We start from the raw sequence: 26,537 nt of genomic DNA on the forward strand, positions 1-26,537 counted from the left end.
AATAACGAAATTATCGCATTTTTCTGCAGGGAATTAGTAAGTGGCAGGATATATTTAAGAATTGGTTTTTGAAGAACTTAATGTCTTCTGTCCAGACCCCACATCATTTTATTACGAAGGGTCGTGAAAAAGTTCTGTCCCTCAAGATTGATAAGGTTTAAGCGGAAGTTGGCTTTACGGATCCGAATGTCTGATCCAGTCGGGATTTGTGCTCCGCGGGAGTCCAGCGAAACGTTAAAATCGTCGTGTCGCCCGCTTACTTTAAAACGTATTTCTTTATTGTTGGAGATCACAATTGGACGCACAGTTAAATTATGCGGAGCAATAGGCGTAATAATAAAATTGTCGGAGTCTGGCATCATGATCGGACCACCGCAGCTTAATGAGTAGGCAGTAGAACCTGTTGGGGTGGAAACTATTAATCCGTCAGCAAAATAAGTATTTAGAAAGATGCCATCAATGTAAGTTTCAATGTTGATCATCGAACTACTGTCTTTTTTATGAATGGTGAATTCATTTAAAGCGTAATTCGAATCTTTAAAACAATTATTACAGCCTTCCATCTCAATCAGTTCTCTTTTGTCGAGCGTGAATTTTTCGTGCAATAAAAGTGAAAGTGCTTTTTCAAGATCATCTTTATTTACCTGCGATAAAAATCCAAGCCGGCCTGTATTAACCCCAAGAATGGGAATTCCTGATTTTTTAACGAAGGTAACGGTCTCCAGCATGGTGCCATCGCCACCCAGACAAATGAGATAAAAAGCTTTAGAAATCAACTCTTCGGAAGTAGAATAAGTTGGTATATCAAGTTTTAGTTCCGAATTTGTTTTTAAATACTTGTAGTAGTGCTCATAGATAATCACCTCCACTCCTTCTGCGGTAAGGTATTGAACTATTTGTTCTATATAAGCGGCGTGATTGTCCTTGGTGGAACGCGCGTATATGGCGATTGTCATAACACAAAGATAAAATTATTTAATTCTCAACCAGAATTACTTTTTCTTGTTTTTTTAGCATAATTCCTATGGGTTGGCTAAAATGTGCAAGCTGATTTTCGTTCAGCAATTTTTTTATCTCCTCAATACTGGCATTAGATACGGTAAACAAAATACCGCCATTGGTTTGAGGATCTGGTAGAACAGAAAAAGCTTCTGCAACATTTACTCCTGCTCCAAAACTTACCTGCGACTGGTAAGCGTTCCAGTTTCGGTAAGTAGCATCAGGAACGATAGATTGACTTAAGTAGTGTGGCAAACAACTCATTTTTGGGAGGGACGAATAATTCAGCTGAGCACTCAGTGCACTACCGTCTGCCAGTTCAATGAGATGTCCGAGTATTCCGAATCCTGTAACATCCGTCATAGCTGTAACTCCTTTTATTTTTCCCAATTTTTCTCCTATGGTATTGAGACTTGCAAGCTGTTTTATTAAACCATCTTTATCTTCTTCCCTCAAAAGATTTCTTTTTTGAGCAGTAGATAGGATGCCGGTGCCGATTGCTTTGGTTAGAAAGATCAAATCGCCTTCCTGCGCGGTGTTGTTTTTTTTGAGGTTTGGAAGATCAATCAGGCCATTTACAGATAAACCAAACATGGGTTCAGGCGTATCAATGCTATGACCACCTGCTAAGGGAATTCCGGCCTCGTTGCAAATTGTTCGGGCGCCATCAATCACCAGTCTTGCCAGGTCGGGCGCTAATTTATTTACGGGCCAGCCTAATATGGCGAGCGCCAGAGTTGGTGTTCCGCCCATGGCATAAACGTCGCTTATGGCATTTGCTGCAGCTACGCGACCAAAATCAAATGGGTCATCTACAATAGGGGTAAAAAAATCGGTGGTGGAAATTAATCCTTTGCCATTTCCTAAATCGTAAACAGCAGCATCGTCGTTGCTACTGTTTCCAACAAGTAAGTTTTTATTTTCAGATTGTTTTACCTCGCTCTTTAAAATTTCCTGCAATACCTGTGGAGCAATTTTGCATCCGCAACCTGCTCCGTGAGCGTACTGTGTTAGGGCGATTTTAGTTTTTTCTTCAGCGGACATGTTGAATAAGTTTTTCACTGTTTAATTTTGCGTTTGTAGAATCACTTTCTAAGTAAATAATTTCCCGCTCACCTTCTTCTTTACTGTGTGTGCTTTTTAGATACAGTTTGTCGTAGTATCTAAGCAATATCGAAAAGCATGCTTGTATATCGTCTTCCAATAGAGCATTTATGGCTGTTTTTGTTTCGAGTCCACCTAGTTTCTTTTTAATTCTCACTATACCATTGATAAGCGATGCTTTCTCAAATTTTCCATACTGCTCTAAAATATGTTGTAAACGTTTCTCAAAAGGAATGTCCAGAAAAAAAGTTTTTTGAGTTCGCATTTTTTGGTAGAGAACAAATGGAATATTTACATCGCCAAGACGCTGACTTTCGGCTTCCATCCATATGCGCGTACCTATGAGTGTTTGGTTATTTAATTCCAGGCCCAGCAAATTTTCAAACTGTTCCTGACTTGGTTGCGCTGGCATTCCTAACGCACCAAAAGCAGAACCTTTGTGTGAAGCAATAGCTTCCAGATCAACAATAGGTTGTCCCGCTGTTTTTAATTCTTTTAAAACACCAGTCTTATTTCCGCCTGAGTACCCGCCAAGAATAGAAAAAGTGTAATCCCTTTCAAATTGTTCTAAGATCCAGTGACGGAAAGATTTATAGCCTCCGTTCAATAAATATACTTTAAAGCCATAAAGATCGAGCAGCCATGCCATGGCAGAACTTCGCATGCCGCCACGCCAGCAATGTACTCCAATCTCCCGCGAATTGTTTTTTCTTTCTGCGATTATTTTCTCGGCAGCTTCTACATGTCGCACCATGTCCTTTCCAAAAAAATCGAGACCCAACTTTATAGCTTTTTCACGACTCTCTTGTTTATAGGCAGTGCCAATAATTTTTCTTTCTTCATCATTAAAAATGGGAAAGGAAAAAGAACCAGGTATATGCGCATGTTCGAATTCACCAGGACTTCGCACATCCAGAACAGGATGAGTTTTAGCAAACTGTAGAAACTCTTCGATATTTAATTTACTGATGGACATTAAGGCAAAGATGCCTAAAAAATCTGGAATGCTTAAACCCGCATGTCGTCTGGTAACCAATTTTTTATAGAACGTTTAATTTGGTCTCCTGAGAGATTTTCCTGCAACGCTCTTGTTACAAGACCAGGAAGTTCTTCATCGGAGGCAAAACGTAAAGCATAAACCTGACTTTTACTCAATTTGTTTTCTACTTCTTCAAAACGTTTGTGAGTGAGAACGTAGTAACGAAATCTGAGCTCAAGTCTAACAGTTCGGTTTTGATTTATTAAGGCGTAGTGCTGACGGAGCATTAACGAAAGCAAAGCAATTAGAATAAAAACAAACGAAAAGGCGATCCACAAAAAATGATTATGCGGATCTTTAAAAGCAAGCACTATACTTGCTGTGGTTAAAAGGCTTACAGCAGGATAAAAAATAAAATGATGATTCACATACCAGCGTATATGATTTTTGTAAGACTGTTTTTCCATAAATTAAAATCATTTTAAAATCCGCGCGACCTCATAAATTTAAGCAAATTTATGGGGTAAATTCTTTTGGCATCGTGTTAGGTTTGGCATAGCTTAACCGTTTCATCTTTTGCGTGCTATGATAGGAATCAAGTCCGCTGCAAGTTAAACTTCCCGCTTTTTCAAGATCTATAAATCCGTCTTTTGCAACTACGCCCTCCGGAAGATAGACCTGGTTTATTTCGGAGATTAAAAGTAAGGTTCCGTTTATTTTTAATTCAATTTTTTCTTTAAACTCAAGTCCAATTTGTACAAAAGATTCTTTTACGAAGGGCGCAAAAAATCCTTCTTTATACTCTTCAGAAAGGCCGGTTGCCTGGAATTCTGAAACCTCTCGGGGATAGCGCGCAGAGGTTTGATGCGCTGCTTCGTAAATGGTTTTATTTAAATGGTTCAGGGTAAAAAAGCCTGTCGCAATAATGTTTTCATAGGTATGTCGTTCTACCGAATCGGGTCGCACAATAAGTCCTACAAGTGCTGGATTTGCTCCCAGGTGAACAATGGAATTAAATACCGCGAGGTTGGTTTGACCCTGTTGATTTTTGGTGCCTACAAGATTTACGCTTTTAAAGCCGCCTAAAGAATTGATAAATGTGGCACGATGGCGCTGGTCCATCTGCAGAAGTTCATGATGAGAAAAATAATGCGACATATCAGAGCAACTTTAAATTATTCATTCCTCCATCTACAGCAAGCACCTGACCGGTAATCCACGACGATTTTTCAGAAAGAAGAAAATCGATTGCATTGGCGAGATCCAGTGCATCTCCTACTTTTTTAAGAGGGTTTCTTTTTTGGGAAGATTCAAATTTTTCAGGTGTATTAAGAAATTTTTCGCCCAGAGGTGTGTTCGTTAAGGAGGGAGCTATGCAATTTACACGAATGCCGGGTGCAAGTTCTGCCGCTAAAGATTTCGTAAGGCCTTCCAGGGCGCCTTTTGCCATAGCGATGGAACTGTGAAATGGCATCCCTGTATTAACGGCTACTGTACTGATAAAAACCACAGAAGCTGTTTTTGAATTTTTCAATTGCGGAAGATATGCTTGTAAAAATGCAACCGCGCCCAGGGCGTTTATTTGAAAATCATTTAAGAAATCTTCTTTATTTAAACGGTTAAAGGGTTTAAGATTTATTGTTCCCGGAAAATAAACAAGTCCGTCGATGCCCTCATTTATTGCGGGAAATGCTGAAAAGTCATAAGAGTCAATTTTATGAAAACGGTCGTAATCACCGGTGTGTTCTTTCGTGCTGATGCCGGTTATACGGTGATTTTGCATCCATAAAAGTTTAGCAGTTTCAATGGCTGTTTTACTGGAGGCTCCTGCAAATACAAAATGTTTATTCATGATTATTTTCTTTTACTGTGTTTAAAAGGTTAATGTATTAGTGAAAATTTTCGGATGGTTAGTCATCTGGATCTCTGGTGTTTGGGAAACGCATAAAGTGCCATGGTGTTGCAAGATGCTTGTTAAGGACTTGTTTTGTATGAAGTGTGTCGGGCATTCAGAGAATTGATATTCTTGTAAACAAATTAGAGTGCCTTTTGTTTAATAAAAATAGTTTTAGTTCCATGAAGAATCCAATTGACAAAGACAAGGTTGCTGAGAATCCGGGCATCTTACCTTACGCGCACACCATTGGGAGCATCGTTGTAAATCCGGAAGATGTTGGCAAAATTAAGAGCCGCGCGTTATCGGCTATGCATGAACAAACGACGAGGCAACTTCAGCAGATTCAAAAGCAGGTAGAAGTACTTATTCATCAGGCAAATGAGTTAAAAAGGCGGGTTGAAATAAGCGAAAAAATTTATACTGCGGAAGTTGCGTTTGAACCTTTCATTGGTCAAACTTATTTTCTTTATAAGCGTGGCGGGCAGTACAGGTTAATGTTGATTGGTCCTGATTCCTGGGGAAAAATACCTGAGACACTCGAATACATCAGTACCGTTAAATTATTGAGCGATCATACCTGGGAAATTCTTTCAGAGTAAGATCGCCCAATAAAAAATCAGAGTTCGGTGAAAGTTTTTACATTATCATCCGGAATTCGGTCAATCAGGTAGTTGTAGGGATCAATTCCCGCCTGGTAAGGTTCTTTTTTAGTCCTGAAAACATAGGTGTTTTCTTTCTTCGTTATTTTTAAACGGTGTTGAATAAGCACTTTTCCTGTTTTATTTGTGCCTTCAGGCTCTTCAAAAACGGCAATGTCTATGTAATCGGCAATGGGAAGAAAAGTTTCTTTTCCTAAAGAATCGCTTCTGAATTTTTCGGAAGTGGTCTTTAAAGTTATTTCGTATTCGGTTCCTACCTTCTTATAAGTAGCATCAAGCATACGGTTTGAAAAAAGGGTGATAGTTTCAAAGAGATCTGTGAGCACGTACTGCAAACTATCGGGAGTTACTTTTTTTAATGCCCTGAGCGCCGACAAAGATGTTGGATAGGGTGGTTGTTTGTAAGCGAAGGTATCAATCAGAGATCTTAGCGCCTGGTTAACCTTTTCTTCACCAATCAGTTCTTTTAAATAATACATTGCAACACTCGCTTTCTGATAGTGAATGTAACCTTGTCCCTCTGTTTTTAAAAGAGGACGCTCTGCTTCAAATTCATTGCTTCTTCCGCGCAGGTAACCATCCATTTCATATTTCAGGAATTTTTTCATTTTATCTTTTCCATATTCTTTTTCCATCACCATAAGAGCCGAGTACTGTGCAAATCCTTCGCTCATCCATTCGCTGCCTTGCATTTCGGCTCCGCATACCTGGTGAGCCCAATATTGGTGTCCCATTTCGTGAGCAACAACATAATATACCTGGTCAATATCATCAGCCGTTACATCTCGTAAATCAGCAATAAATCCTATACTCTCACTGTAAGGCATGGTTCCGGGAAAAGCCTGCGCAAAACCAGCGTACCTTGGAAATTCAATGATGCGGCATTGTTTGTGATAATAGGGGCCGAAGTTTTTTGTGTAGTAGTCTAAAGATTTTTCTAAACTCTTCATCATGTTTGGAACATTGTAGGCATGTTGTTTTATATAATACACCTCAAGGTCGATACCGTTCCAGTGTTTCCTTTCCACTTCATAGTGTGCCGAGATAAAAGAATAAAAATTCAGTGACTTCTGATCGAGTTTGTAATTAAAATACTTCTTGCCATCAGCCTCCCAACTCTTGATCAAGGTTCCGGGCGCAATGGCGGTCTGGTCGCTGGCAGTGCTAATTACAGTGTTCACATCCACCCAATCAGCATCACGCGCAATGTAACTATTGGCTCGCGATTTAAGATCATTTTCATTGAGTTTGGGAGCGCGTATCTTTTTTGGCAACTTTAATTTGGCCCTTTTGTTTTTATCTCCAATCTCATTCCCTTCTTTATAACCAATAGTGGGAAGAATGTCTGAGTTATTAAAAAATGTTCCGTTTTGCGTTAACTGTGTAAAACTTACTTCGTTTTCAAAACCTTTGTTCAGCTTCCAAAGATTTATTTTAATCAGGATCGAATCCTGCGATTTTAAGGCTTGATTTAAAGTGAAAATTCTGTAGTTTAAACGGTTGTCACGCTGTTTTATAACAGCGCCACCAATGTCTATGTGAATGCTGTCGGAGAGGGTTGGCAGTGTAAAATGTATTTCTTTTATTTCTTCGTTGGATTTATTCATGGCCCATGCTTCAATTCCAACTACCATATTCCGTTGGTAGGGATCAAGATCAATGGTGTAATTGAGTTTAATGTAACGCGGTTGAATTAATCCTTCGAACTTTTTGTAAGTTTTTTCATAATCCACTTGTTTTTTTTCCTGGGAGTCTTCTGAATCGTAGTGATTGAGCACTTTCGTGTTATAATATACGAAGCTGCTACATAGCACAAAAAGAAAAAGCAGAATAGAAATGGATAATTTGTTTTTTACAAAAATGGGTTTCGCGTTTTGAAATCTTTGTATGAATTCAGATTCTTTTCCACGGATATAAAAGGCAAAAATTACCATGCAAAGAAGCAAAGAAAAAATAAACCAATACACATTAAACCAGGCAAGACTTTTAACGAATGGACCGTAACCGTTCATATCGGAATAAATAAGGTCTGGAGTGCCCCCAAACTTCAACATGTTTGAGTCCATCTCCAGCAAATTCCAGATAAATGAATTCAGAATGATAAAAGCGACAAAGGCAAAATAAGCTATGTACCTGTTATTAATAAGATAATGAAAAAGCAAAGCAATTACTATAAGGTAAGCGAAGGATAAAAGATCGAGCACCAGTAAGGATTTTAAATAAACGGGTAATTGATAATTCGTATAACCAAAAGCCGTTTGTGCCAAAACACCTATAAAGATTGTACACGCAAGAATAAGAGCGATGGAAAAAATCATTGCTACTAATTTTGAAGTAAACAGGAGTCCGGTTTTTACAGGCGTTGCATCCTGAATTTCATTCATCTTAGCATCTCTTTCTTTCCAGACTAAAACACCGGAGTAAAAAGTAATTATAGCAATAATGAAAAGATAAAAAGAGCCGTTAATTGCATCTATCACATCGTAGGTTACCGGGTACTGGTCGGTACCATAACGACCGGTAAAACTGGTAAGACTTGCAATAAGGTTAATAAGACCAATAGCTACAATAATTATAAAAACCGGATTTTTAATAACAGCTTTGGTTTCTACTTTTATTAAATACCACAATGCGTAGAAGGAAAAGCGGTTAGCCAGACGTGGTTCATAGGCTTTAGTAAGGCCGATTGGTCGCACCTCAGAAGTGCTTTGTTTTTTCTCTTTAGAGACTTTTTCTTTTTTTGTATTGAATGAAAAACGAAAATAAGATGCTGCCAGGATAAGAAAACTAATGCCTAGCCAAAGCAAACGGTTAAATAGAAATGCACCAGACAGAGGCACAGGAAAAAGATTTTTTTCATCTACTGTAAGGTATTTCGACATGATGCCACGAGGCCTGAAACCAAAAGGATCAATAATATTAGCTATCCATTCTTTTTGAATATCGCTTGTGAAGCCCTGCGACATGGCATAAAGAACAAGAATCAACATAGCTCCTATAAAAGAAACGATGTTGCTTCTGAAAATAACAGACAATGCAAACAGCCATACCCCGGTAATAATAACATTGGGAATTCCGAAAGTAATAAGTCCGGTTAAATGTCCTGAAATCATTAGTTCGCCGTATCTTTCCGGTTCTGCCCATGGGAGCAACGGACCTATCAGGGCACCAAAGGAAACACCAAGCAAAGGAATTACAGCAACACTGGCAGCGCCAATAAATTTCCCGAAAAAATAATCTCTTTTGCGAATAGGAGAAGAAAAAATGAACTGGTACATGTTGTATTGAAAATCGCGATTAGCCGTGGCGTTCATAAACGCAGTTGTCATGAGCAAACAAATGAGCGACATTACTCCGTAATATCCCTGTATTACAAATGGGGCGTTTTTATGAACACTGCCTACGCCTCCGCCAATTTGTATGTTGTCGGAGGATACAGCGCCGGCTACCAGAAGTGTGTTGATGAAAAGAAATATCCAGAGCATTGGCGAGCTCAGCCAGTATTTCCATTCGTAACGTATAAATTTCCACATAATTTTTTGGGTAAAGGGTTACACTAATTCGTTGATCTTTGCAAAAAAAACATCTTCCAAATTTTCTTCGGCAAGGCTGAAACCGTTAGCTAAACTATTTTCTGAGAACACGTGAATGAGTGGAGCGCCACCTACCAACTTATCAGAAATGACTTTATAATCGGCTTTATAATTTAAAAGTTCAGTCTTGTTTACTTTTTTCTCCCAGACTTTGCCTTTTATTTGCAGCAGTGCATCATCTGTGTTTCCGCTAAACAGTAGTTTTCCTTTGTCCATGATCGCCATTTGCGTGCAGAGCTCGCGAACGTCCTGCACGATGTGTGTAGAAAGAATGACAATGATGTTTTCGCCAATCTCACTTAAAATATTGTAAAAGCGATTTCTTTCTCCCGGATCAAGGCCCGCCGTTGGTTCATCCACAATGATGAGTTTAGGATCACCAATCAAACATTGTGCAATTCCGAAACGTTGACGCATTCCTCCGCTGTAGCTACTTACAGCTTTTTTTCGATGTTCGTATAGATTTACTTTTTCCAGAAGATGATCCACCATTTCTTTACGCTCTTTGGCATTACCAAAACCCTTTAATAAAGCCAAATAGTCCAGCAGCTCCAAAGCAGAGGTTCTTGGGTATACCCCAAATTCCTGTGGCAGGTAGCCGAGAACTTTACGAACAGATTCTTTATCTTTTAGTACATCTATAGTTCCTAATGTTAAGGAACCGCTATCTGCATCCTGCAGGGTGGCGAGTGTACGCATAAGAGAAGACTTGCCTGCGCCGTTAGGACCCAGCAAACCAAACATACCTTTGTTAATGGTTAAACTCACGTCGTTTAGCGCGTGAACTCCATTGCTGTATTGTTTGTTAAGATTGTTTATCTGTAAAATCATAGTGGGTTTTTTTGTAGGACGATTTTCTGGAGCAAAAAGTTACAGACTCGCCCTGATTGTTTTTTCAAATTAATACAATATAGCAATACCTGGAAAGAAATATAGTTTATGCGGTTCTTTAGAAGTTTGACTGGTCTTTAAAACATATAAGTCAAAAACCAGTAAGATCGGTATCTATTTTAGCATAAGAAGAAGGTCCTTCATTTTTAGATGCGTGGCATCCATAGTAATGAGGCCGCTTCTCGGTTGATCAAGATCAAGAATCAGGTATACCGTGATGCTGATCATCAATGAAAAACAAAACACCAGAATCCAGTTCGACTTTTGATTTGCCCGGCCATAGCCAATTATAAAGCCTGAGGAGAGGCACAAAACAAATAAAAGATAAATGATAGAATGGGGAACATGAGCCAGGCGTGCTTCATCGCGGGTAGATACCCAATCAATCACACTGTTTAAGGCAGGGATCATCTGGCTGCTGGAAAGAAAATTTTCTTTGTCGTGAGAAAGTAAAGCAACTTTATTCCAGATTCCCTGAGAAATAGAGGAAGAAAGACCGAGAGCTTCGTGGATTTTCGATTCGTCGTTTCCTGCATTATAATAGGCTATACGTGCATTGACGTAGTTAGCGAACTCTTTTTTGAAAAAAGGTTTTAAACTGTCAGCGTATAAATCGGTTCTCAGAATTGCCGTTCCAATGGCGTTTGCTTCTTCCACTATAGCTTGTCTCCTGGTATCGTACCTTATGGCCGAGAGATTAAAAGTAAAAGCAAGAAGTAATCCTAAAAGTCCCAGCAGGGCGCCTTCCATAGCACCTAATGCATTCTGTTCAAGTGTATTTTTTTTCGCACGCAATCTGCAACCCAAAGTGTCCATCAGGAGTATTCCGGCAAACAGCAAGACAGAATAAAAAAGAGAGCTACTTAAAAACGACATAGGTTTTACGAATACAGGGTATTATAAAGATAAAGTTTTCTTTCTATTGAATTTGTATATCGCATCTCTAAAATAAATAGGGATTTCATGTCTCACTTAGTACATTTGATCAAATTATAAAAGAACAAAATGTTAAAAAAGATGTTTAAGTGGCTGGGAATTATAGTACTGGTTATAGCGTTAATTGGCGGAAGTTTATACATGATCTACCTGCGTCCTTTTTTAGAAAAGATGAAAGAAATTACCATGATTCCATATGATAAAGAATTGATGATTGTCATAGGTGGTGGCGGTAACTCTGGCATTATTGCTTCAGACAGTTTAGTTATTGTGGTAGATACAAAAATGGACGATGCGGCGAAAAATCTTTACGATCAGGCAAAACAGGTAGAGGGCAATAAACCTATTCTTGTTATTAATACACACATTCATCCTGATCATAACAGCGGAAATAAATTTTATAAGGGGAGTACAATAATTGCCGGCGGCAATTACACCGCTGAACAATGGAACAAAGAAGCCGGAAAAGAATCTCTCCCAACAGAATGGCTGAAAGGGCGTAAGGATATTAAAATGAATGATGATACAATTACTATTATCAATTTTGGAAAACCTGCGCATACCGAAAGCGATGTATTTGTTTATTCCCATAAACGCAAACTTTTATTTGGCGGAGACGTAATTCTGAACAAACAAAACGCTATTATTCTTGGCAAAGCCGATCCGGATGGATTTATAGAAGCCATAGCGTATTTTCAAAAAACATTTTCTATCGAACACATTGTTCCAGGGCATGGTGCTTATGGGGGCAAGGAAGTGATGTTAGATTTTGAACAGTATTTTAAAGATATGAAAACGGCTGCATCAGACGACTCTCAGAGCGAAGTTTTGCTTGCTAAATATAAAGACTGGAATGGTATTCCGGTAGTCATGTCACCAAAAGCTACTATGAAAGCTTTTAAGAAGAAGCTTCAATAATTCGGGGAGTAAGTAATGTATGACTGGAACTAGTTTTAAGAAAAATTTTAGCGGCCTTTTAATCTTTTTTTGTCTTTACACTGTATCCTCCTGTCTTGCTCAAAACAAAGGTGATCAGCTGATCGGCAAATGGATGGATTCTAAACACCAAATGCTGGTAAACTGTTATAAGGAAAACGGAAAATATTTTGCTAAAGTTTTATGGGTTCAAAATTTAAAAGACCCCGGAAAACCGCTGCCGAAAGAAAGGCAGCACTGGATCAATATGGTGGCGATGAAAAATTTTGAATACAAGAATGGTGAGTGGACCAATGGAACTATTTATCAGCCTAAGACAGATAAGACCTACTGCGCCTTTATCACACCAGTTAACGAAAATACAATAAAGGTAACCGGCTATGTATGGCTTCGAATTTTTAGTGAGAGTGAAATTTTTGTTCGGGTGAAGAAATAAGCGTCATAAAGGTTCTTAAAGCGGTTCAGATTTCTGAAATCAATTTGTTTTGAGTATTTTTGCCATCCGGTTTTAAGCCGCGGCACCGTAGTTCAATGGATAGAATAGAAGTTTCCTAAACTTTAGATGTGGGTTCGATTCCCGCCGGAGCCACAGAAGCAGAAAAATCCCCTTTCGACTCATTTCGGAAGGGGATTTTTCGCTTCAGTAGTGTTTAGAAGTGAATGCACGGAGTTAGTTCTACTTCGTCGCCACTTCAGAATTTTTCTTAGTTTATAAATATGTCTTTACCTTATTGTGTTTATTTACTTTTTAGTAAAAAAGATTTTGAATTTGCAGATGAATTTTATGGGAAATAGGGACTTAGAATATATGGCGGAACTCAGCTATATTATTAAATAAGAATAGTGCACTTTAGCCACATTATGATAGTAATATGGGAGTTGGAGACAGATTTACGTTTACATATTGAGTTTATTTTAAGAGACAAACGGGTCGCCTTACTAATTAATTTTTTATTTTCAACTTCGTGTCATCCATGTTTGGTTCGCAGCGGGTATCAAAAACATCAGAACGTTTAATCAGATAGGGGCGTGGGTGGTCCTGCAAAATAAAAGTAAGGTGAACCGCAACAAAGCTTATAAATAAAGTCAGATCGCTCTAGGAAAAAGAGGAGCGAAGTTATTAAGAATTACTTTTGGACCCAGTTCCCCCTATTTTAAAGGGCTTGGCTCGCAAAATTTAAAATTTTTAAAAAAAATCTGATCAATTCAAATTTAATCGCTTACATTTGTCACAGTTAAAAAACAAAAAAGTGAATTTCGTACAACAATTACATCATCATTTTCATGCTTACTCTCAGGTGAGGTGGAAATGATTTGTTTGTAATCATATATTCAAAACCCGTCTGAGTCAACAGGCGGGTTTTTTGTTTTCAGACATTTCTCCTTCTCGTTTACTCAGGCACTAAAACAAAAAAATGAGTAAACTAAAAATTGCAATTCAAAAAAGCGGAAGGCTCAGCGAAAAATCACTCGCGCTGTTCAAAGACTGTGGCATCAAACTTTCTAATGGAGACCGTAAGTTAAAAACGGAGTCCGCAAATTTTCCTGTAGAAGTTTTGTACTTAAGGGATGATGACATTCCTCAATATGTAGAACAAGGTGTTGCAGACATTGGTATTGTTGGTGAAAATGAAGTCTGGGAGAAAAATAAAAATGTCTATACTATTGAAAAACTGGGCTTCGCTACCTGCAAGCTTTCACTGGCAATTCCTAAAGATGAGTACTATAGCGGACTCTCTTACTTTAATCAGAAGAAAGTAGCGACCAGTTATCCGCGTATTCTGCAGAATTTTTTCAGCGAAAATTCCATTAGCGCTGAGATCGAAGAAATAGGTGGGAGCGTTGAAATAGCACCTGGCATTGGTCTGGCCAACGGCATCTTTGATATTGTTAGTACAGGAAGCACCCTCTTAATGAATGGCCTTAAAGAAGTAGAAGTTGTTTACAAAAGCGAAGCGGTTTTAATAGCCAACAAAGTTCTGGCCGAAGATAAACACATAATCCTCGACAAATTTCTTTTCAGAATTAAAGCAGTAAGAAACGCTGTTGAAAATAAATATATTCTGTTGAATGCACCGGACGAAGCGGTCGCAAAGATCTCTTCCATTCTTCCGGGCATTAAATCGCCAACCGTTTTGCCATTGGCCATGAAGGGATGGAGCAGTATTCACTCTGTTGTAAAGGAAGACGAATTCTGGGATGTAATTGATCAGTTGAAACTTGTTGGAGCGCAGGGAATTTTAGTTATACCTATTGAAAAAATGATCGTTTGATGAAACAATTTATAAATCCTGGTAAAAAAGAGTGGGCTCAATTGGCTCAAAGGCCCGCTGTTAAAGAGGCGAACCTGAATTATTTAATGGAAACTGTTTTTGGAGAAATTCACACTCATGGAGATAAGGCAGTAAAAAAATATTGTCTGCAATTTGATAAAGTAAATTTAGATTCTTTGAGAGTAGATAAAAAAACTATTGATTCTGCTTCGAAAAAATTAAGCAAAGAATTAAAGCTGGCTGTTAAGTTCGCAAAAAAGAATATTGAAAAATTTCACGGGTCGCAAAAAGAAATAATCAGGAAAATAGAGACGGCGCGTGGAGTTAAATGCTGGAGGGAGAGCAGGGCCATTGAAAAAATCGGCATTTACATTCCAGGGGGAACCGCGCCTTTGTTCTCAACCGTCTTAATGCTAGGAGTTCCCGGGAAACTGGCAGGTTGCAATGAAGTTTGTTTATGTACGCCTCCCGATAAAAATGGAGAAATAGCTCCTGCTATTTTGTACGCAGCAAAGTTGGTAGGAATTACTAAAGTATTTTCAATTGGTGGTGTCCAGGCTATTGCGGCTATGACTTATGGTACGGAGAGCGTTCCTAAGGTCGATAAAATTTTCGGTCCGGGTAATCAATACGTTACAGCAGCAAAACAATATGCACAGAAATATGGCGTAGCTATTGATTTACCAGCCGGACCAAGCGAAGTGCTTGTTATTGCAGATAAAAATTGTATGCCGGCTTTTGTAGCTGCAGATCTTCTTTCCCAGGCAGAGCATGGCATAGATAGTCAGGTGATTTTACTTTCCGATAACAGAAGAACGTCTGATCTTATCCTTGAGGAGGTTCAGAAGCAGTTAAAACAATTGCCAAGAAAAGAAATTGCATCCGGCGCATTGCGAAACAGCAAATCTCTTGTTATGAGATCTATTTCTGACTGCCTCGACTTCAGCAACGGTTATGCACCTGAGCATTTAATTCTTGCCACAAAAAATGCCAGGAAACTGATCCTAAAAATTAAAAATGCCGGATCTGTATTTCTGGGAAATTATAGTTGTGAAAGCGCTGGCGACTATGCCAGTGGAACCAATCACACGCTTCCAACAAATGGATTTGCCAGAAATTATAGTGGTGTCTCGCTTGATAGTTTTGTGAAAAAAATCACTTTCCAGGAAATTACTAAAGAGGGAATTAAAGCTATTGGTCCTGTTATTGAACGAATGGCTGAAGCAGAAAACTTAATAGCTCACAAAAATGCAGTTAGTATCCGGCTTAAAAACTTATAAAATGTTTGAATTAAATAAACTTGTCAGAAAAAACATCCGCGATCTTAAGCCCTACTCCAGCGCAAGGGACGAATTTACGGGTGAGGACGCGATCTTTTTAGACGCTAACGAAAATCCTTATGGAGAATTAAATCGTTATCCCGATCCTTATCAAAAGATACTCAAGAAAAAATTGAGTGAACTTAAATCTATGCCATCAGAAAATATATTTATTGGAAATGGAAGTGATGAAATCATCGAACAGGCATACCGCATTTTTTGTAATCCCGGTAAAGACAGAGCGCTTACATTTTCACCAACTTATGGCATGTACGAAGTTTCAGCTGCAATAAATGATATACAACTCATAACTGTTCCATTAAATAATTCTTTTCAGATTAATTTGAAAAAATTAGGGGAGTATTTTAATGATCCATTTTTAAAAGTAATTTTTATTTGCTCGCCAAATAATCCCACGGGAAATGGAATTAGAAACATTGAAAAAATTCTTAAAGAGTTTAAAGGTATTGTTATAGTAGACGAGGCTTACATTGATTTTAGTACAGAAGCGTCTTTTACTGAAAAAATAGAGCTCTATCCCAATTTAATAATTCTGCAAACCCTGAGTAAAGCCTGGGGGCTCGCAGCAGCAAGGATTGGAATTGCCTATGCAAGCGCTGAAGTTATTTCCCTTTTTAACAAAGTAAAACCTCCTTACAACGTGAGTTTATTAAATCAGCAGGCGGCAGTGGCGGCTTTAAGTAATTTAGCTGAATTTAAAAATAAGCGGGACCTAATTGTATCTGAAAGAGAAAACCTGGTCAATACGCTGTCTTTGCTGTCGTCAGTAAAAAAAATTTATCCTTCTGATGCTAATTTTTTTTTAGCAGAAGTAAATGATGCAGATAAACTCTATCATCATCTGGTGGCTAAAAAAATCGTCACGCGAAATAGAACAACTCTTGTCAGAAATTGTATTCGCATAACTGTTGGAAGTCCAGCGGAAAATGAAAAATTAATAAACGCACTAAAAGAATTTAAAGCATGAAGAAAGTTTTGTTTATAGACAGAGACGGCACATTGATTATTGAGCCCAAAGATAATTTCCAGGTAGACAGCCTTGAGAAACTGGAATATTATCCGGGTGTATTTCAATACTTAGCGAGAATCGCCAATGAAATGGAGTATGAACTGGTTATGGTTACAAATCAGGATGGATTGGGAACGGACTCTTTTCCGGAGTCCAATTTTTGGCCGGCGCAAAATAAAATGCTGCAGGCTTTTAAAAATGAAGGTGTCACATTTTCTGAAATAGCAATTGATAGATCTTTTCCCGAAAATAATTTGCCAACACGCAAGCCCGGAGTGGGAATGTTGATGCAGTATGTAAAAGGAAACTATGATTTGGAAAATTCTTTCGTTATAGGTGACCGTCTGACAGATGTAGCACTTGCTAAAAATCTGAACTGCAGAGCTATATTTCTAAATGATAAAAATTGCGCAGACGCTGTATTGGTTACAAAAAGTTGGGAGGAGATCTTTAAGTATCTGAAGGCAGAACCCAGGAAAGCAAAAGTTATTCGCAAAACTTCAGAAACCGAGGTTTTTGTAGAACTGAATTTAGATGGAGTGGGCAAGAGTCACATTTCAACGGGCTTGTACTTTTTTGATCACATGCTTGAGCAATTGTCAAAACATGCTAATATGGATTTAACGGTTAAAGCGAGCGGCGATCTTGAAATAGACGAACATCATACTATTGAAGATGTTGCCATAGCTTTGGGGGAATGTTTTACCAGGGCACTGGGCGATAAAAAGGCAATTGAACGGTATGGGTTTTTATTGCCGATGGATGATTGCCTCGCGCAGGTAGCGTTAGATTTTGGCGGTCGTCCCTGGTTGGTTTGGGACGCCGTTTTTAAAAGGGAGAAAATAGGGCAAGTGCCCACAGAAATGTTTATGCACTTTTTTAAATCGTTTACTGATGCTTCCAGGTGTAATTTGAATATTAAAGCAGAAGGAGAAAATGAGCATCATAAGATCGAAGCGATTTTCAAGGCATGGGCAAAAGCAATAAAAAAGGCTGTAGCTAAAACGGATAATTTTTCAATCCCAAGCACCAAAGGTAAACTATGATTGTAATTATAAAATACAATGCCGGAAATAGCCGCTCTGTAAAAAATGCGATAGATCGCCTAGGTTATGTATGCGAGATCTCAGATGACAAAGAGCTAATAAAAACCGCTGATAAAATTATTTTTCCCGGAGTTGGCGAGGCTAGCAGCGCTATGGACTATCTGAAGGAGAATAAACTAGATCTTTTAATAAAACAACTTAAGCAACCCTTTCTCGGAATTTGTCTTGGACAACACTTGATGTGTCAATCTTCCGAAGAAGGAAATACAAGTGGCCTTGGAATTTTTGCTGCAACCGTAAAAAAATTTCCCGCTTTGCAAACAGTTCCACACATGGGATGGAATAATTTACGCACAGCTTCTGGTGAATTATTTCGAGGGATTTCGGAGGAAACAAATTTTTATTTCGTTCATAGCTATTACGCGGGTTTATGTAAAGAAACTACAGCGGTTTGCGATTACATTTTGCCGTTTAGTGCTGCCATGCAAAAAGATAATTTTTACGCCACGCAATTTCATCCCGAAAAGTCGGGCGACGCTGGTGAACTTATTTTAAAAAACTTTTTAGACCTGGTATGAAAATCATTCCCGCAATAGATATTCTGGATGGAAAATGTGTGCGTCTCACCAAAGGTGATTATGCCACACGAAAAATATACAACGAAAATCCTCTGGAAGTAGCCAAAGAATTTGAAGACCATGGCATCGACCATTTACACCTTGTAGATCTTGATGGAGCAAGGTCAAAACACATTGTTAATTATAAAATTCTAAATGAAATTAGTTCGAAAACACATCTTAAAATAGATTTTGGTGGTGGATTAAAAAGTAACGAAGATCTCGAAATAGCTTTTGAAAACGGCGCTTCACAAATTACAGGAGGAAGTGTTGCCGTGCAAGATCCGGGTTTATTTCGCGAATGGATCAAACTTTACGGAGCAAACAGAATCATTCTCGGAGCAGATTGTAATGCAAGAAAAATAGTAACACAGGGCTGGTTGGAGAGATCAGAAATGGATGTTCTTGAATTTATTCAGAGGTATGAAGAGCAGGGAATTACTTCTGCTATCTGCACGGATGTCTCTAAAGACGGAATGTTGCAAGGAACCTCTAACGATTTGTATAAAGAAATTTTAGCATTCACGAAAATTAAACTCATAGCAAGCGGCGGCGTTTCGTGTGTAGCTGATCTGAAAAAATTAAGAGATATGGGATGTGCAGGTGCAATTATTGGGAAGGCTATCTATGAAGGAAAAATAACACTCAAAGAATTAAAAGAATTATGCTGAAGAAACGAATAATACCCTGTCTCGACATTAAGAATGGAAGGGTAGTAAAGGGAATTAATTTTTTAGGGGTTCGTGATGCCGGTGATCCTGTTGAACTGGCAAAGAGGTATGTTCTAGAAGGTGCAGATGAGCTGGTCTTTCTGGATATCACCGCTACACTGGAAAAACGAAAAACACTTGTTAGGCTGGTTGAAAAAATTGCGCGGGAAATTAATATTCCCTTTACGGTAGGCGGAGGTATCAGGTCTTTAGAAGAGGCGCATGTTTTGATAGAAGCGGGTGCGGATAAGATCAGCCTGAACTCATCAGCGGTCAAACGGCCTTCATTAATTTCTGAGATTGCCAAGTGTTACGGAAGTCAGTGTGTAGTAGTAGCCATAGATGTAAAATTAAACGATCAGGAATGGCTGGTCGCTGTAAATGGTGGAACACGCATGACTTCTTTAAAAGCTATGAATTGGGCAAAGGAAGTAGAGAACTTTGGTGCGGGAGAAATTCTTTTAACTTCCATGAACAACGATGGCGTAAAAACAGGTTTTGCACAAGACATCACAAAACGAATGAGTTCGCACATTCGCATTCCACTTATTGCTTCTGGCGGTGCCGGAAAGAAGGAGCATTTTAAAGACTTGTTTAAAGAAACTAAAGCGAGTGCAGCACTTGCAGCAAGTATCTTTCACTTCGCCGAACTTTCTATTCCTGACTTAAAAACTTATTTAAAAACACAAAACATTCCGGTACGATGAAAATTAATTTTGAGAAAACAGACGGACTCGTGCCCGTAATTATACAAGACGAAACCTCCTTACAAGTGCTTATGTTAGGCTACATGAACGAAGAAGCTTTTTTAAAAACACAGGAAGAGGGAAGAGTGACTTTCTTCAGTAGGAGTAAAAATAGACTGTGGACAAAAGGAGAAAGCTCTGGTAATTTTCTTGTTGTGAAAAGTATAAAGCTTGATTGCGATCAGGACACACTGCTAATTTACGTTAACCCTGTGGGTCCCGCCTGTCATACGGGATCTGTTTCCTGCTTTCAGGAAGAAACCGCAAAGGGATTTTTGTATCATTTAGAAAAAACAATTTCACAGCGGATTGATGAGAATGACGAAAATTCTTATACCAACAAGCTTTTTAAAAGTGGAATTAATAAAGTTGCGCAAAAAGTAGGTGAGGAAGCTGTAGAACTTGTTATTGAAGCCAAAGATAATAACGACAATTTATTTAAAAACGAAGCCGCCGATCTTTTGTATCATTTTCTTATTCTGTTGAAAGCAAAAGGTATCAGATTATCAGACATAGAGGAAGTTTTAAAAGTGCGTTCGGGGAAATAGCTCTGCTTTTGGAGCGTTTTTGTTTTAAATTAATTAGTAAACTATTTTTGAAAGAATGGTATAGCTGTAAAAAAATCACCATATTTGCGAGGTAATAAAGCATCGGGGTGCTTCTTAAATGAGGCTGAGATTATACCCGGAAACTTGAACTGGATAATACCAGCGTAAGAAATGCAGAAAAAATTTAAACATAAATCATACGACCACAACTCTGTTATATGCGGAGTTGTGGTTTTTTATTTTACCTAACTATGAAACAAGAACTTACTCATCCTGATTTAAGAAACTGGCAAAAAAGACAAGAATGGTTTTTTAACCGTGACCACACAGATACCTATGAACAGTGGTATGAAGGCAGGTACAAGCGTGCTGAAGTCTGGCAAAAGAAAGTGATGGAGCAATTAATCTCCGGCGATAAGAGGGTAAAAACGCTTTTAGAATTTGGTTGCGGGACTACCCGTTTTACCCGCTGGTGGAAAGAAATTGGTATTGAGGCTACGGGTGGCGATATTTCTCCTTTTATGCTTGGACAAGCAGTTCATTTATTTAAAGGGGATTTGGTTATGGCCGACTCTCACTTTATGCCTTTTAAAGACCATACTTTCGATGCCCTGGCATTTATAACTACGTTTGAATATTATAAAGATCCCGTAAAGGTTATACGCGAAGCAGCCAGGGTAGGAAAATACAGCATTGTAATGGGAATGATGAACAGGAACACCCCAAAATTTTTCAGGAGGCGCATTCAACAGGCATTCGGTAGAAATCCATTTTATGTAACTGCAACTTTTTACACACCCAATAAGCTCATAAAAATTATTGAAGAAGCATTGCAAGGAAGAGAGTATTCTGTAGAATGGACATGTACAGGTTTACCAAAATGGTTTCCTGTACAACAATGGCACGTCCCTTACGGTGATTTTTTTGGTTTGCATATTACCTTCAAAGACGTACAATGAAAGAAGCAGGTAAAATAACAAAGACAGATTTTGAAAAATTCTTTGCGGGTAAGCTCGGCGCTGATAGAGAAGAAGTGCTTACGGGGCCATCGTTTGGCGTAGATGTTTCAGTAATTGATCTTGGAAGTAACAAAGCTATGTTGCTTACCAGTGATCCTTTATCTCTTATTCCCTCACTGGGCCTTCAAGAATCGGCCTGGTTGTCGGTGCATCTGATGGCAAATGATATGGCGACAACAGGTTTTGCGCCTATGTATGGGCAGTTCGTTTTAAACCTTCCTCTTTCTTTAACAGAAAAAGATTTTAAAACCTATTGGGAGTATATTCATAAATTCTGCCGTGATATAAATGTCTCTATTACAGGAGGACACACAGGAAGTATAGAGGGACAAAATTCAACCATTGCAGGAGGTGGAACATTTATTACTGTTGCAGAGCGAGACAAAGTGCTTACGTCTAAAAACGCAAGAGCGGGAGATTTTATACTCATGACAAAGCAGTGTGCGATTTCTTCGTCTGCGATACTGGCTATGAGTTTTCCTCAAACTGTAAAATCAAAGTTGGGAAACGAACTCTATTTAAATGCCTGCGATCTTTTTTACAAAACATCCTCTCTACAGGAAGCTCTGATTACTTCTGAGTTTAACAGCGAGAGTACTGTTGTTTCTTCTATGCATGATGTTACAGAAGGCGGAGTTTTAGGAGCCGTATATGAAATGGCAGTTGCATCAGGCAAGGGTATAAGGATCGATAATTCTAAGCTTGCTATAAAAACTACAGAAGAACAGATATGCCGGTTATTTTCACTTGATCCACGCTATTGTATTGGCGCAGGCTCCATGATTATAACTGTTGAAAAGAACGCAGCAAATACTCTTATAACAGCCCTGGCTAAAAATAATATTGCTTGCACAATAATAGGTGAAGTGGTAGAACCTGATCAGGGCATAAAAATTTTGGATCATAATGGCGAGCTTCAACCTTTGCTCTACCAGCAAAAGGATCCTTACTGGGCTGCGTTTTTTAAAGCGCTTAAAAACAATTGGAACTGATGAAAATCTCTGGTGGAATTTATTTGATTGCAGATGTGGTTTTAGACAAACACGTTTTGCTGACTAAGATTACTGAGGCTCTTCGTGGTGGTGTAAAAGTTTTGCAGTTATACAATACAGAAAAGTTGCGCCAGGAATTTATAGCAATAATTCAGGAAATTTGTGATCTGTGTCACGGTTTTGATGTGCCTGTTCTTGTAAATAATAATTGGAAACTCCTCAATGAGTTTGCACTAGACGGTGTTCACTTCGATACGCTGCCCGCTGATTTTTTGGAAATCCAAAATCAGGTTACCCGAAAATTTCTCAAAGGCATTACATGTTCCAACGATTTGGAAATAGTTCACATGGCGAATAAATATAAGTTTGACTATATTTCCTTTTGTTCTATGTTCCCTTCAGATTCAGCAGCGGCATGCGAAATAGTTTCTTTTTCAACAGTTCAAAAGGCAAGGCTTATTACCAGCATTCCCTTTTTTGCCGCAGGTGGAATAAGGTTAGAAAACCTTGTTCAATTGATGGAATTACCTTTGCAGGGCATTGCAGTTATCTCTGGCATTATGCAGTCGCCAACTGCTGAGGCTACTGCGGAAGAGTACGTGCATCGGCTAAAACAAATAACAACTAGTTAGGTGAAAAGAATAGTTCGCCACATGTTTAATCAAAATTAAAAATAGAATCATGAAATTTGAAACAATAAATAAATTATGCTGTCCATTCGATAAAAATGACCTGTTATTAAAAGTGATAACAAAAGATATCGACAATAAGATCCTTGAAGGCGTTTTAACCTGCAGTCACTGCAACCGTTATTATCCTATTGTAAGTGGCATTCCAATCATGTCGCCTGACGAGTACCGCGAAAAAGAACTGGAAGCGCCACTGGTAAACAAATGGAAACCAGAACTTTCTTTAGGCGTTAGCGCTCCATTCAGATTGCCTGATACTAGTTTATAAAAATTCAAAGGCCCCCTACTTTTAAGCAGAGGGCCCAGGAAAATGAAAAAGTTATTCCTTTATTATCTTCTGCGAAAACTTTTCATTTTTTGCGCTGTCATAAATTTTAAGCAAATATATTCCTGAACTATAACTACTCAATTCAAAAGTAGTTTCCGTGGTTAATGATTTTTCTGCCAGGAGCTTGCCTTCAACACTAAATACTTTTGCTGTGCCATTTACCTGCCCTTCATTACTAATCAATAAAGTCCCTTTTGTAGGATTTGGACCAACTTTCAGTTTGGCAAACAGTTCAGTTTCTTTTATGCCAACAGAATTAACAGGAGAGGTCACACCAAGAGTAGCATCTCTTGTTGGGCCAACTGTTTTATTTATGACCCAATTTTTAGGATCGCAACTTACATTGGTTACGGTACCGGTAAGACTTACCGTGTAAATCTCAGTGGCATTACTATGCATTACTTTTATGGTAGTGTCAGCCTTTCCCAGTCTTCCGATTTTGTATTCCATGGGCGTGATAAAGAGCGGTACACTTGAGGGGGCACTCACACTTTGAGTGCTTTTAATAATAATATCTGTTCCGGTATAATTATATTTTACATTAAAAGTCGGATATCCTTCTCCATAATACCATTGATCAAAAAACTGGGTTGGATCAATACCTGTTTGTGCCTGGTAGTAGTTTTTAAAATCTATTACAGTAGCGGTGCTGTTTTTATAGGTATTTTGAAACCCGCGTAGTGTCTGAAACCAAAGGGAATCGTTATTCGTAATAAAACGTAAAGTATGAATGATAGCTCCGCCTTTATCATAAGTTAAGCGTGAATCAAAAATTATGTTGGAGTTCATGGTGTCGGCACCCGTGAAAAAACAGCTTCCGCCCGACATGCTCATAACATTGTTATGCGCTGTTGTAAGATTAGATTGAAAAGAAGGAGGATCTAAATATTGTGCAACAAGATGTTCGGTGTACGAAGCAAAACCTTCGTTAATCCAAATGTCTTTCCAGCTTTGACACGTTACGTTGTCGCCCCACCACTGATGTCCGAGTTCATGCGCATCTATGTAAAAATCAAAAAAACCTATAGTGGTCATCGTATTATGTTCCATGCCACCGCCCAAAGGCACCATGCAGTGTCCATATTTTTCTTTATAAAAAGGATACATACCATACAGGTTGCATAAAAAATTCATGGTGGCGGGCATTTTATTTAGTTCCACTTTATCGTTGTTGATCCAGGTGTTATTAGTCCAGGCACTCGCGTCAATATAGTTCTGAATCAAGATAGAATCATTGGCCAGGTACTGAGGTTTCGCATAGAGATTGTATTCTTTAAATTTTGAAACAGCTACTGATATAAGATAATAATCAATCATACTTCTCGATTTCCACTCGTAGCGTTTTTTATTTCCTATGCTCACTACATTTTGTAAAACCCCATTAGAGCCAACCTTGTTTGCTGAATCTGTAGTTACGTAAACCCAGCTCGAATCAATTTTATCTGTAAGCATTTGTTTGCAGGGCCACCAATGGTAGGCTACAAAACTTTCACTCAAACTCCAGGTAGCGCGATTTCCGCCGCCATACCACGAATTAGCAGAACTAAATCCGCTACCAATTGCAGAGCCGCCTGTGGGTGCTGTTCCATGGTAATAAACTATGCTTGTAAAACTACTCGCAGTGAGCAGAGCGACAGGCATACCAACTTTTATCATAGAGTCTTGTCGGATGTTTGGCATAGAAACGCCGTTAAAATAAATAGAATCTACAATGTAGTTTTGGTGAAGAATAGTTTGAAATGTGTCTAAAGCAGCCGCAGTTACAGTAGCTACGGTTTTTACATTTCCGGAAATATTTTTATTAATGCGTTCCAGGTTTAAATTGAGATGCACAAATTTTACATCGTATTTCGTTTCGTGAATCAGTTGAGAAGAAGGATTTGCAGACATTCTCGCCTGTATATTTCCCTGTCTTGCCATAGCGCCCTGCTTCGATTTTGCACACAAATGCTGATGTTGCGCGTAATTAAAGTTCGCCAGCAACACTAAAAGTGGTAGTAAAAATTTTTTCATGGTGTATTTGTAGTTTTTAAAAACTGAGTTTCTGCGTTGCTATCACTAATGGGCGCCGATGATAGAAAGAAAAATCCCGAATAATTTTGCAGGCAATATACATCAATTCCCGAAAAAACTTTGGCAAAATACATAAGTGGTAAGTACTATTTTATGGGTGGATTAAAAATTAGAATGTAAATTTGCGGAATGTTAAAAAACGACTTACTCTTAAGAGCAGCAAAAGGATTAGATGTAGAACGCGCGCCGGTTTGGTTAATGCGCCAGGCAGGGAGGGTTTTACCCGAATACCGTGCCACACGCGCCAAGGCTAAAAATTTTATTGATTTTGTAAAAAATCCTGAATTGGCCTGTGAAGTTACGGTTCAACCTGTAGATATTTTAGGAGTAGATGCTGCCATCATTTTTAGCGACATCCTGGTAATTCCAGAAGCTATGGGTTTGCCTTACCAGATGATTGAAGCGAAAGGTCCCTGGTTTGAAAACACCGTAAAAAATAAAGCGGATGTTGACAAACTCAGAATTGCTGAAGCCGGAGATTTAGACTACGTGATGAAAGCCCTTCAATTAACTAAAAAAGAATTAAATAATCGCGTGCCCTTGATTGGCTTCGCGGGCGCACCCTGGACTCTCTTCGCCTACATGATTGAAGGAAGCGGAAGCAAAACTTTCAGCAAAGCAAAGCAATTTTTATATACGCAGCCCGAAGCAGCACATGCGCTACTTGAGAAGATAACTCAAAGTACCATCAATTATTTAAAAGGGCAGGTAGCCGCAGGAGCAGATATTTTACAGCTTTTCGATTCGTGGGCCGGAGTATTAAGCGAAACCATGTATTACGAATTCTCTTTAAACTACATTTCTAAAATATGTGATGCACTTTCTCCTTTGGTTCCCGTAACTGTGTTTGCCAAAGATGCGCACTATGCAGTGAAAAAGATTTCTGAAACCTCTTGTAATTCTATAGGGCTCGACTGGACTATTGATCCTAAAACAGCGCGCGCTCAGGCGGGAAACAAAACGCTTCAAGGGAATGCCGATCCTTGTTTGTTGTATGCTGATGAGAAAAAAATAATAAGCGATACGCACACCATGTTACAAGCTTTCGGAAAGGACCGCTATATCTGCAACCTGGGGCATGGACTTTATCCTGATATCGACAAACAAAAAGTAAAATTGTTTGTAGATGTGGTGAAGGAGTATAAGTGGTAAG

Annotated in this window: 26 protein-coding genes, 1 tRNA gene and 1 riboswitch; of the genes, 17 read left to right on the top strand and 10 right to left on the bottom strand. The window is 38.7% G+C overall.

Features of this window, described 5'->3' with window-relative positions:
• Nucleotides 1-77: 77 nt before the first annotated feature.
• The 6 genes from CNR22_11485 to CNR22_11510 are packed head-to-tail and all read right to left on the bottom strand — an operon-like array spanning nt 78 to nt 4,934.
• Nucleotides 78-956: an NAD kinase gene (locus tag CNR22_11485; GenBank protein ID PBQ32366.1), complete on the bottom strand. Its 879-nt coding sequence runs from the start codon at nt 954-956 to the stop codon at nt 78-80.
• A 19-nt stretch (nt 957-975) separates the two neighbouring features.
• Nucleotides 976-2,043, bottom strand: a complete 1,068-nt coding sequence (locus tag CNR22_11490) for a selenide, water dikinase SelD (GenBank protein ID PBQ32367.1) — start codon at nt 2,041-2,043, stop codon at nt 976-978.
• Nucleotides 2,033-3,079, bottom strand: coding sequence for a tRNA 2-selenouridine(34) synthase MnmH (locus tag CNR22_11495; protein ID PBQ32368.1), 1,047 nt, complete (start codon nt 3,077-3,079; stop codon nt 2,033-2,035). The genes CNR22_11490 and CNR22_11495 overlap by 11 nt, the downstream gene beginning before the upstream one ends.
• 32 nt (nt 3,080-3,111) lie before the next feature.
• Nucleotides 3,112-3,549 carry a hypothetical protein gene (locus CNR22_11500; GenBank protein ID PBQ32369.1) on the bottom strand — a complete coding sequence of 146 codons (438 nt, stop codon included), beginning with the start codon at nt 3,547-3,549 and terminating at the stop codon, nt 3,112-3,114.
• Nucleotides 3,550-3,598: 49 nt separating this feature from the next.
• Nucleotides 3,599-4,240 (bottom strand): flavin oxidoreductase, encoded by a 642-nt coding sequence (locus CNR22_11505; GenBank protein ID PBQ32370.1) that lies wholly within the window; start codon nt 4,238-4,240, stop codon nt 3,599-3,601.
• Nucleotide 4,241: 1 nt separating this feature from the next.
• A complete protein-coding gene (locus CNR22_11510) occupies nt 4,242-4,934 on the bottom strand; it encodes an oxidoreductase (protein PBQ32371.1) in 693 nt (230 codons plus the stop codon).
• Between the two features lie 224 nt (nt 4,935-5,158).
• Between CNR22_11510 and CNR22_11515 the strand changes: the two genes are divergently transcribed.
• Complete coding sequence (locus CNR22_11515; protein ID PBQ34884.1) at nt 5,159-5,578, top strand: hypothetical protein; 420 nt, start codon at nt 5,159-5,161, stop codon at nt 5,576-5,578.
• Nucleotides 5,579-5,595: 17 nt separating this feature from the next.
• On the opposite strand, the gene CNR22_11520 is transcribed toward CNR22_11515, so the two are convergent.
• From CNR22_11520 to CNR22_11530, 3 genes are all read right to left on the bottom strand, one after another.
• Nucleotides 5,596-9,171: a hypothetical protein gene (locus CNR22_11520; protein ID PBQ32372.1), complete on the bottom strand. Its 3,576-nt coding sequence runs from the start codon at nt 9,169-9,171 to the stop codon at nt 5,596-5,598.
• 18 nt (nt 9,172-9,189) lie between these two features.
• Nucleotides 9,190-10,062 carry a multidrug ABC transporter ATP-binding protein gene (locus CNR22_11525; protein PBQ32373.1) on the bottom strand — a complete coding sequence of 291 codons (873 nt, stop codon included), beginning with the start codon at nt 10,060-10,062 and terminating at the stop codon, nt 9,190-9,192.
• A 174-nt stretch (nt 10,063-10,236) separates the two neighbouring features.
• Nucleotides 10,237-10,998, bottom strand: coding sequence for a hypothetical protein (locus CNR22_11530; protein ID PBQ32374.1), 762 nt, complete (start codon nt 10,996-10,998; stop codon nt 10,237-10,239).
• Nucleotides 10,999-11,127: 129 nt separating this feature from the next.
• On the opposite strand from CNR22_11530, the gene CNR22_11535 reads away from it, so the two are divergent.
• The 15 genes from CNR22_11535 (at nt 11,128) to CNR22_11605 (ending at nt 23,251) form a co-directional block, all read left to right on the top strand.
• Nucleotides 11,128-11,976, top strand: a complete 849-nt coding sequence (locus CNR22_11535) for a hypothetical protein (GenBank protein ID PBQ32375.1) — start codon at nt 11,128-11,130, stop codon at nt 11,974-11,976.
• 19 nt (nt 11,977-11,995) lie between these two features.
• Nucleotides 11,996-12,430 carry a hypothetical protein gene (locus CNR22_11540; GenBank protein PBQ32376.1) on the top strand — a complete coding sequence of 145 codons (435 nt, stop codon included), beginning with the start codon at nt 11,996-11,998 and terminating at the stop codon, nt 12,428-12,430.
• Between the two features lie 81 nt (nt 12,431-12,511).
• Nucleotides 12,512-12,583 (top strand) — tRNA-Arg (locus CNR22_11545).
• An 826-nt stretch (nt 12,584-13,409) separates the two neighbouring features.
• Nucleotides 13,410-14,267 (top strand): ATP phosphoribosyltransferase, encoded by an 858-nt coding sequence (locus tag CNR22_11550; GenBank protein ID PBQ32377.1) that lies wholly within the window; start codon nt 13,410-13,412, stop codon nt 14,265-14,267.
• A complete protein-coding gene (gene hisD / locus CNR22_11555) occupies nt 14,267-15,547 on the top strand; it encodes a histidinol dehydrogenase (protein PBQ32378.1) in 1,281 nt (426 codons plus the stop codon). Before CNR22_11550 ends, hisD begins: the two co-directional genes overlap by 1 nt.
• A 1-nt stretch (nt 15,548) precedes the next feature.
• Nucleotides 15,549-16,574, top strand: coding sequence for a histidinol-phosphate transaminase (hisC, locus tag CNR22_11560; GenBank protein ID PBQ34885.1), 1,026 nt, complete (start codon nt 15,549-15,551; stop codon nt 16,572-16,574).
• Nucleotides 16,571-17,662: a bifunctional histidinol-phosphatase/imidazoleglycerol-phosphate dehydratase gene (locus CNR22_11565; protein PBQ32379.1), complete on the top strand. Its 1,092-nt coding sequence runs from the start codon at nt 16,571-16,573 to the stop codon at nt 17,660-17,662. The genes hisC and CNR22_11565 overlap by 4 nt, the downstream gene beginning before the upstream one ends.
• A complete protein-coding gene (gene hisH, locus CNR22_11570; GenBank protein ID PBQ32380.1) occupies nt 17,659-18,240 on the top strand; it encodes an imidazole glycerol phosphate synthase subunit HisH in 582 nt (193 codons plus the stop codon). Before CNR22_11565 ends, hisH begins: the two co-directional genes overlap by 4 nt.
• Nucleotides 18,237-18,950, top strand: coding sequence for a 1-(5-phosphoribosyl)-5-[(5-phosphoribosylamino)methylideneamino]imidazole-4-carboxamide isomerase (hisA, locus tag CNR22_11575; GenBank protein ID PBQ32381.1), 714 nt, complete (start codon nt 18,237-18,239; stop codon nt 18,948-18,950). Before hisH ends, hisA begins: the two co-directional genes overlap by 4 nt.
• The gene (locus tag CNR22_11580; GenBank protein ID PBQ32382.1) at nt 18,944-19,696 is read left to right on the top strand and encodes an imidazole glycerol phosphate synthase subunit HisF; all 753 of its coding nucleotides are present in this window, start codon (nt 18,944-18,946) and stop codon (nt 19,694-19,696) included. The genes hisA and CNR22_11580 overlap by 7 nt, the downstream gene beginning before the upstream one ends.
• The gene (locus CNR22_11585; protein ID PBQ32383.1) at nt 19,693-20,283 is read left to right on the top strand and encodes a bifunctional phosphoribosyl-AMP cyclohydrolase/phosphoribosyl-ATP diphosphatase; all 591 of its coding nucleotides are present in this window, start codon (nt 19,693-19,695) and stop codon (nt 20,281-20,283) included. Before CNR22_11580 ends, CNR22_11585 begins: the two co-directional genes overlap by 4 nt.
• A gap of 93 nt (nt 20,284-20,376) precedes the next feature.
• Nucleotides 20,377-20,471: riboswitch (TPP riboswitch) on the top strand.
• A 63-nt stretch (nt 20,472-20,534) separates the two neighbouring features.
• Nucleotides 20,535-21,242 (top strand): methyltransferase type 11, encoded by a 708-nt coding sequence (locus CNR22_11590; GenBank protein PBQ32384.1) that lies wholly within the window; start codon nt 20,535-20,537, stop codon nt 21,240-21,242.
• On the top strand, nt 21,239-22,294 hold the full coding sequence (locus tag CNR22_11595; GenBank protein ID PBQ32385.1) for an AIR synthase: 1,056 nt from the start codon (nt 21,239-21,241) through the stop codon (nt 22,292-22,294). The genes CNR22_11590 and CNR22_11595 overlap by 4 nt, the downstream gene beginning before the upstream one ends.
• Nucleotides 22,294-22,926: a thiamine phosphate synthase gene (locus CNR22_11600; protein ID PBQ32386.1), complete on the top strand. Its 633-nt coding sequence runs from the start codon at nt 22,294-22,296 to the stop codon at nt 22,924-22,926. Before CNR22_11595 ends, CNR22_11600 begins: the two co-directional genes overlap by 1 nt.
• Before the next feature lie 49 nt (nt 22,927-22,975).
• Nucleotides 22,976-23,251 carry a hypothetical protein gene (locus CNR22_11605; GenBank protein PBQ32387.1) on the top strand — a complete coding sequence of 92 codons (276 nt, stop codon included), beginning with the start codon at nt 22,976-22,978 and terminating at the stop codon, nt 23,249-23,251.
• Between the two features lie 51 nt (nt 23,252-23,302).
• Here the strand turns inward: CNR22_11605 and CNR22_11610 are convergent, their stop codons facing one another.
• Complete coding sequence (locus CNR22_11610; GenBank protein PBQ32388.1) at nt 23,303-25,324, bottom strand: hypothetical protein; 2,022 nt, start codon at nt 25,322-25,324, stop codon at nt 23,303-23,305.
• Nucleotides 25,325-25,513: 189 nt separating this feature from the next.
• Between CNR22_11610 and hemE the strand changes: the two genes are divergently transcribed.
• Nucleotides 25,514-26,536, top strand: a complete 1,023-nt coding sequence (hemE, locus tag CNR22_11615) for a uroporphyrinogen decarboxylase (protein ID PBQ32389.1) — start codon at nt 25,514-25,516, stop codon at nt 26,534-26,536.
• Nucleotide 26,537: the final 1 nt, after the last annotated feature.

Source organism: Sphingobacteriaceae bacterium (assembly GCA_002319075.1).
In the GTDB taxonomy this organism is placed as follows: domain Bacteria; phylum Bacteroidota; class Bacteroidia; order B-17B0; family Aurantibacillaceae; genus Aurantibacillus.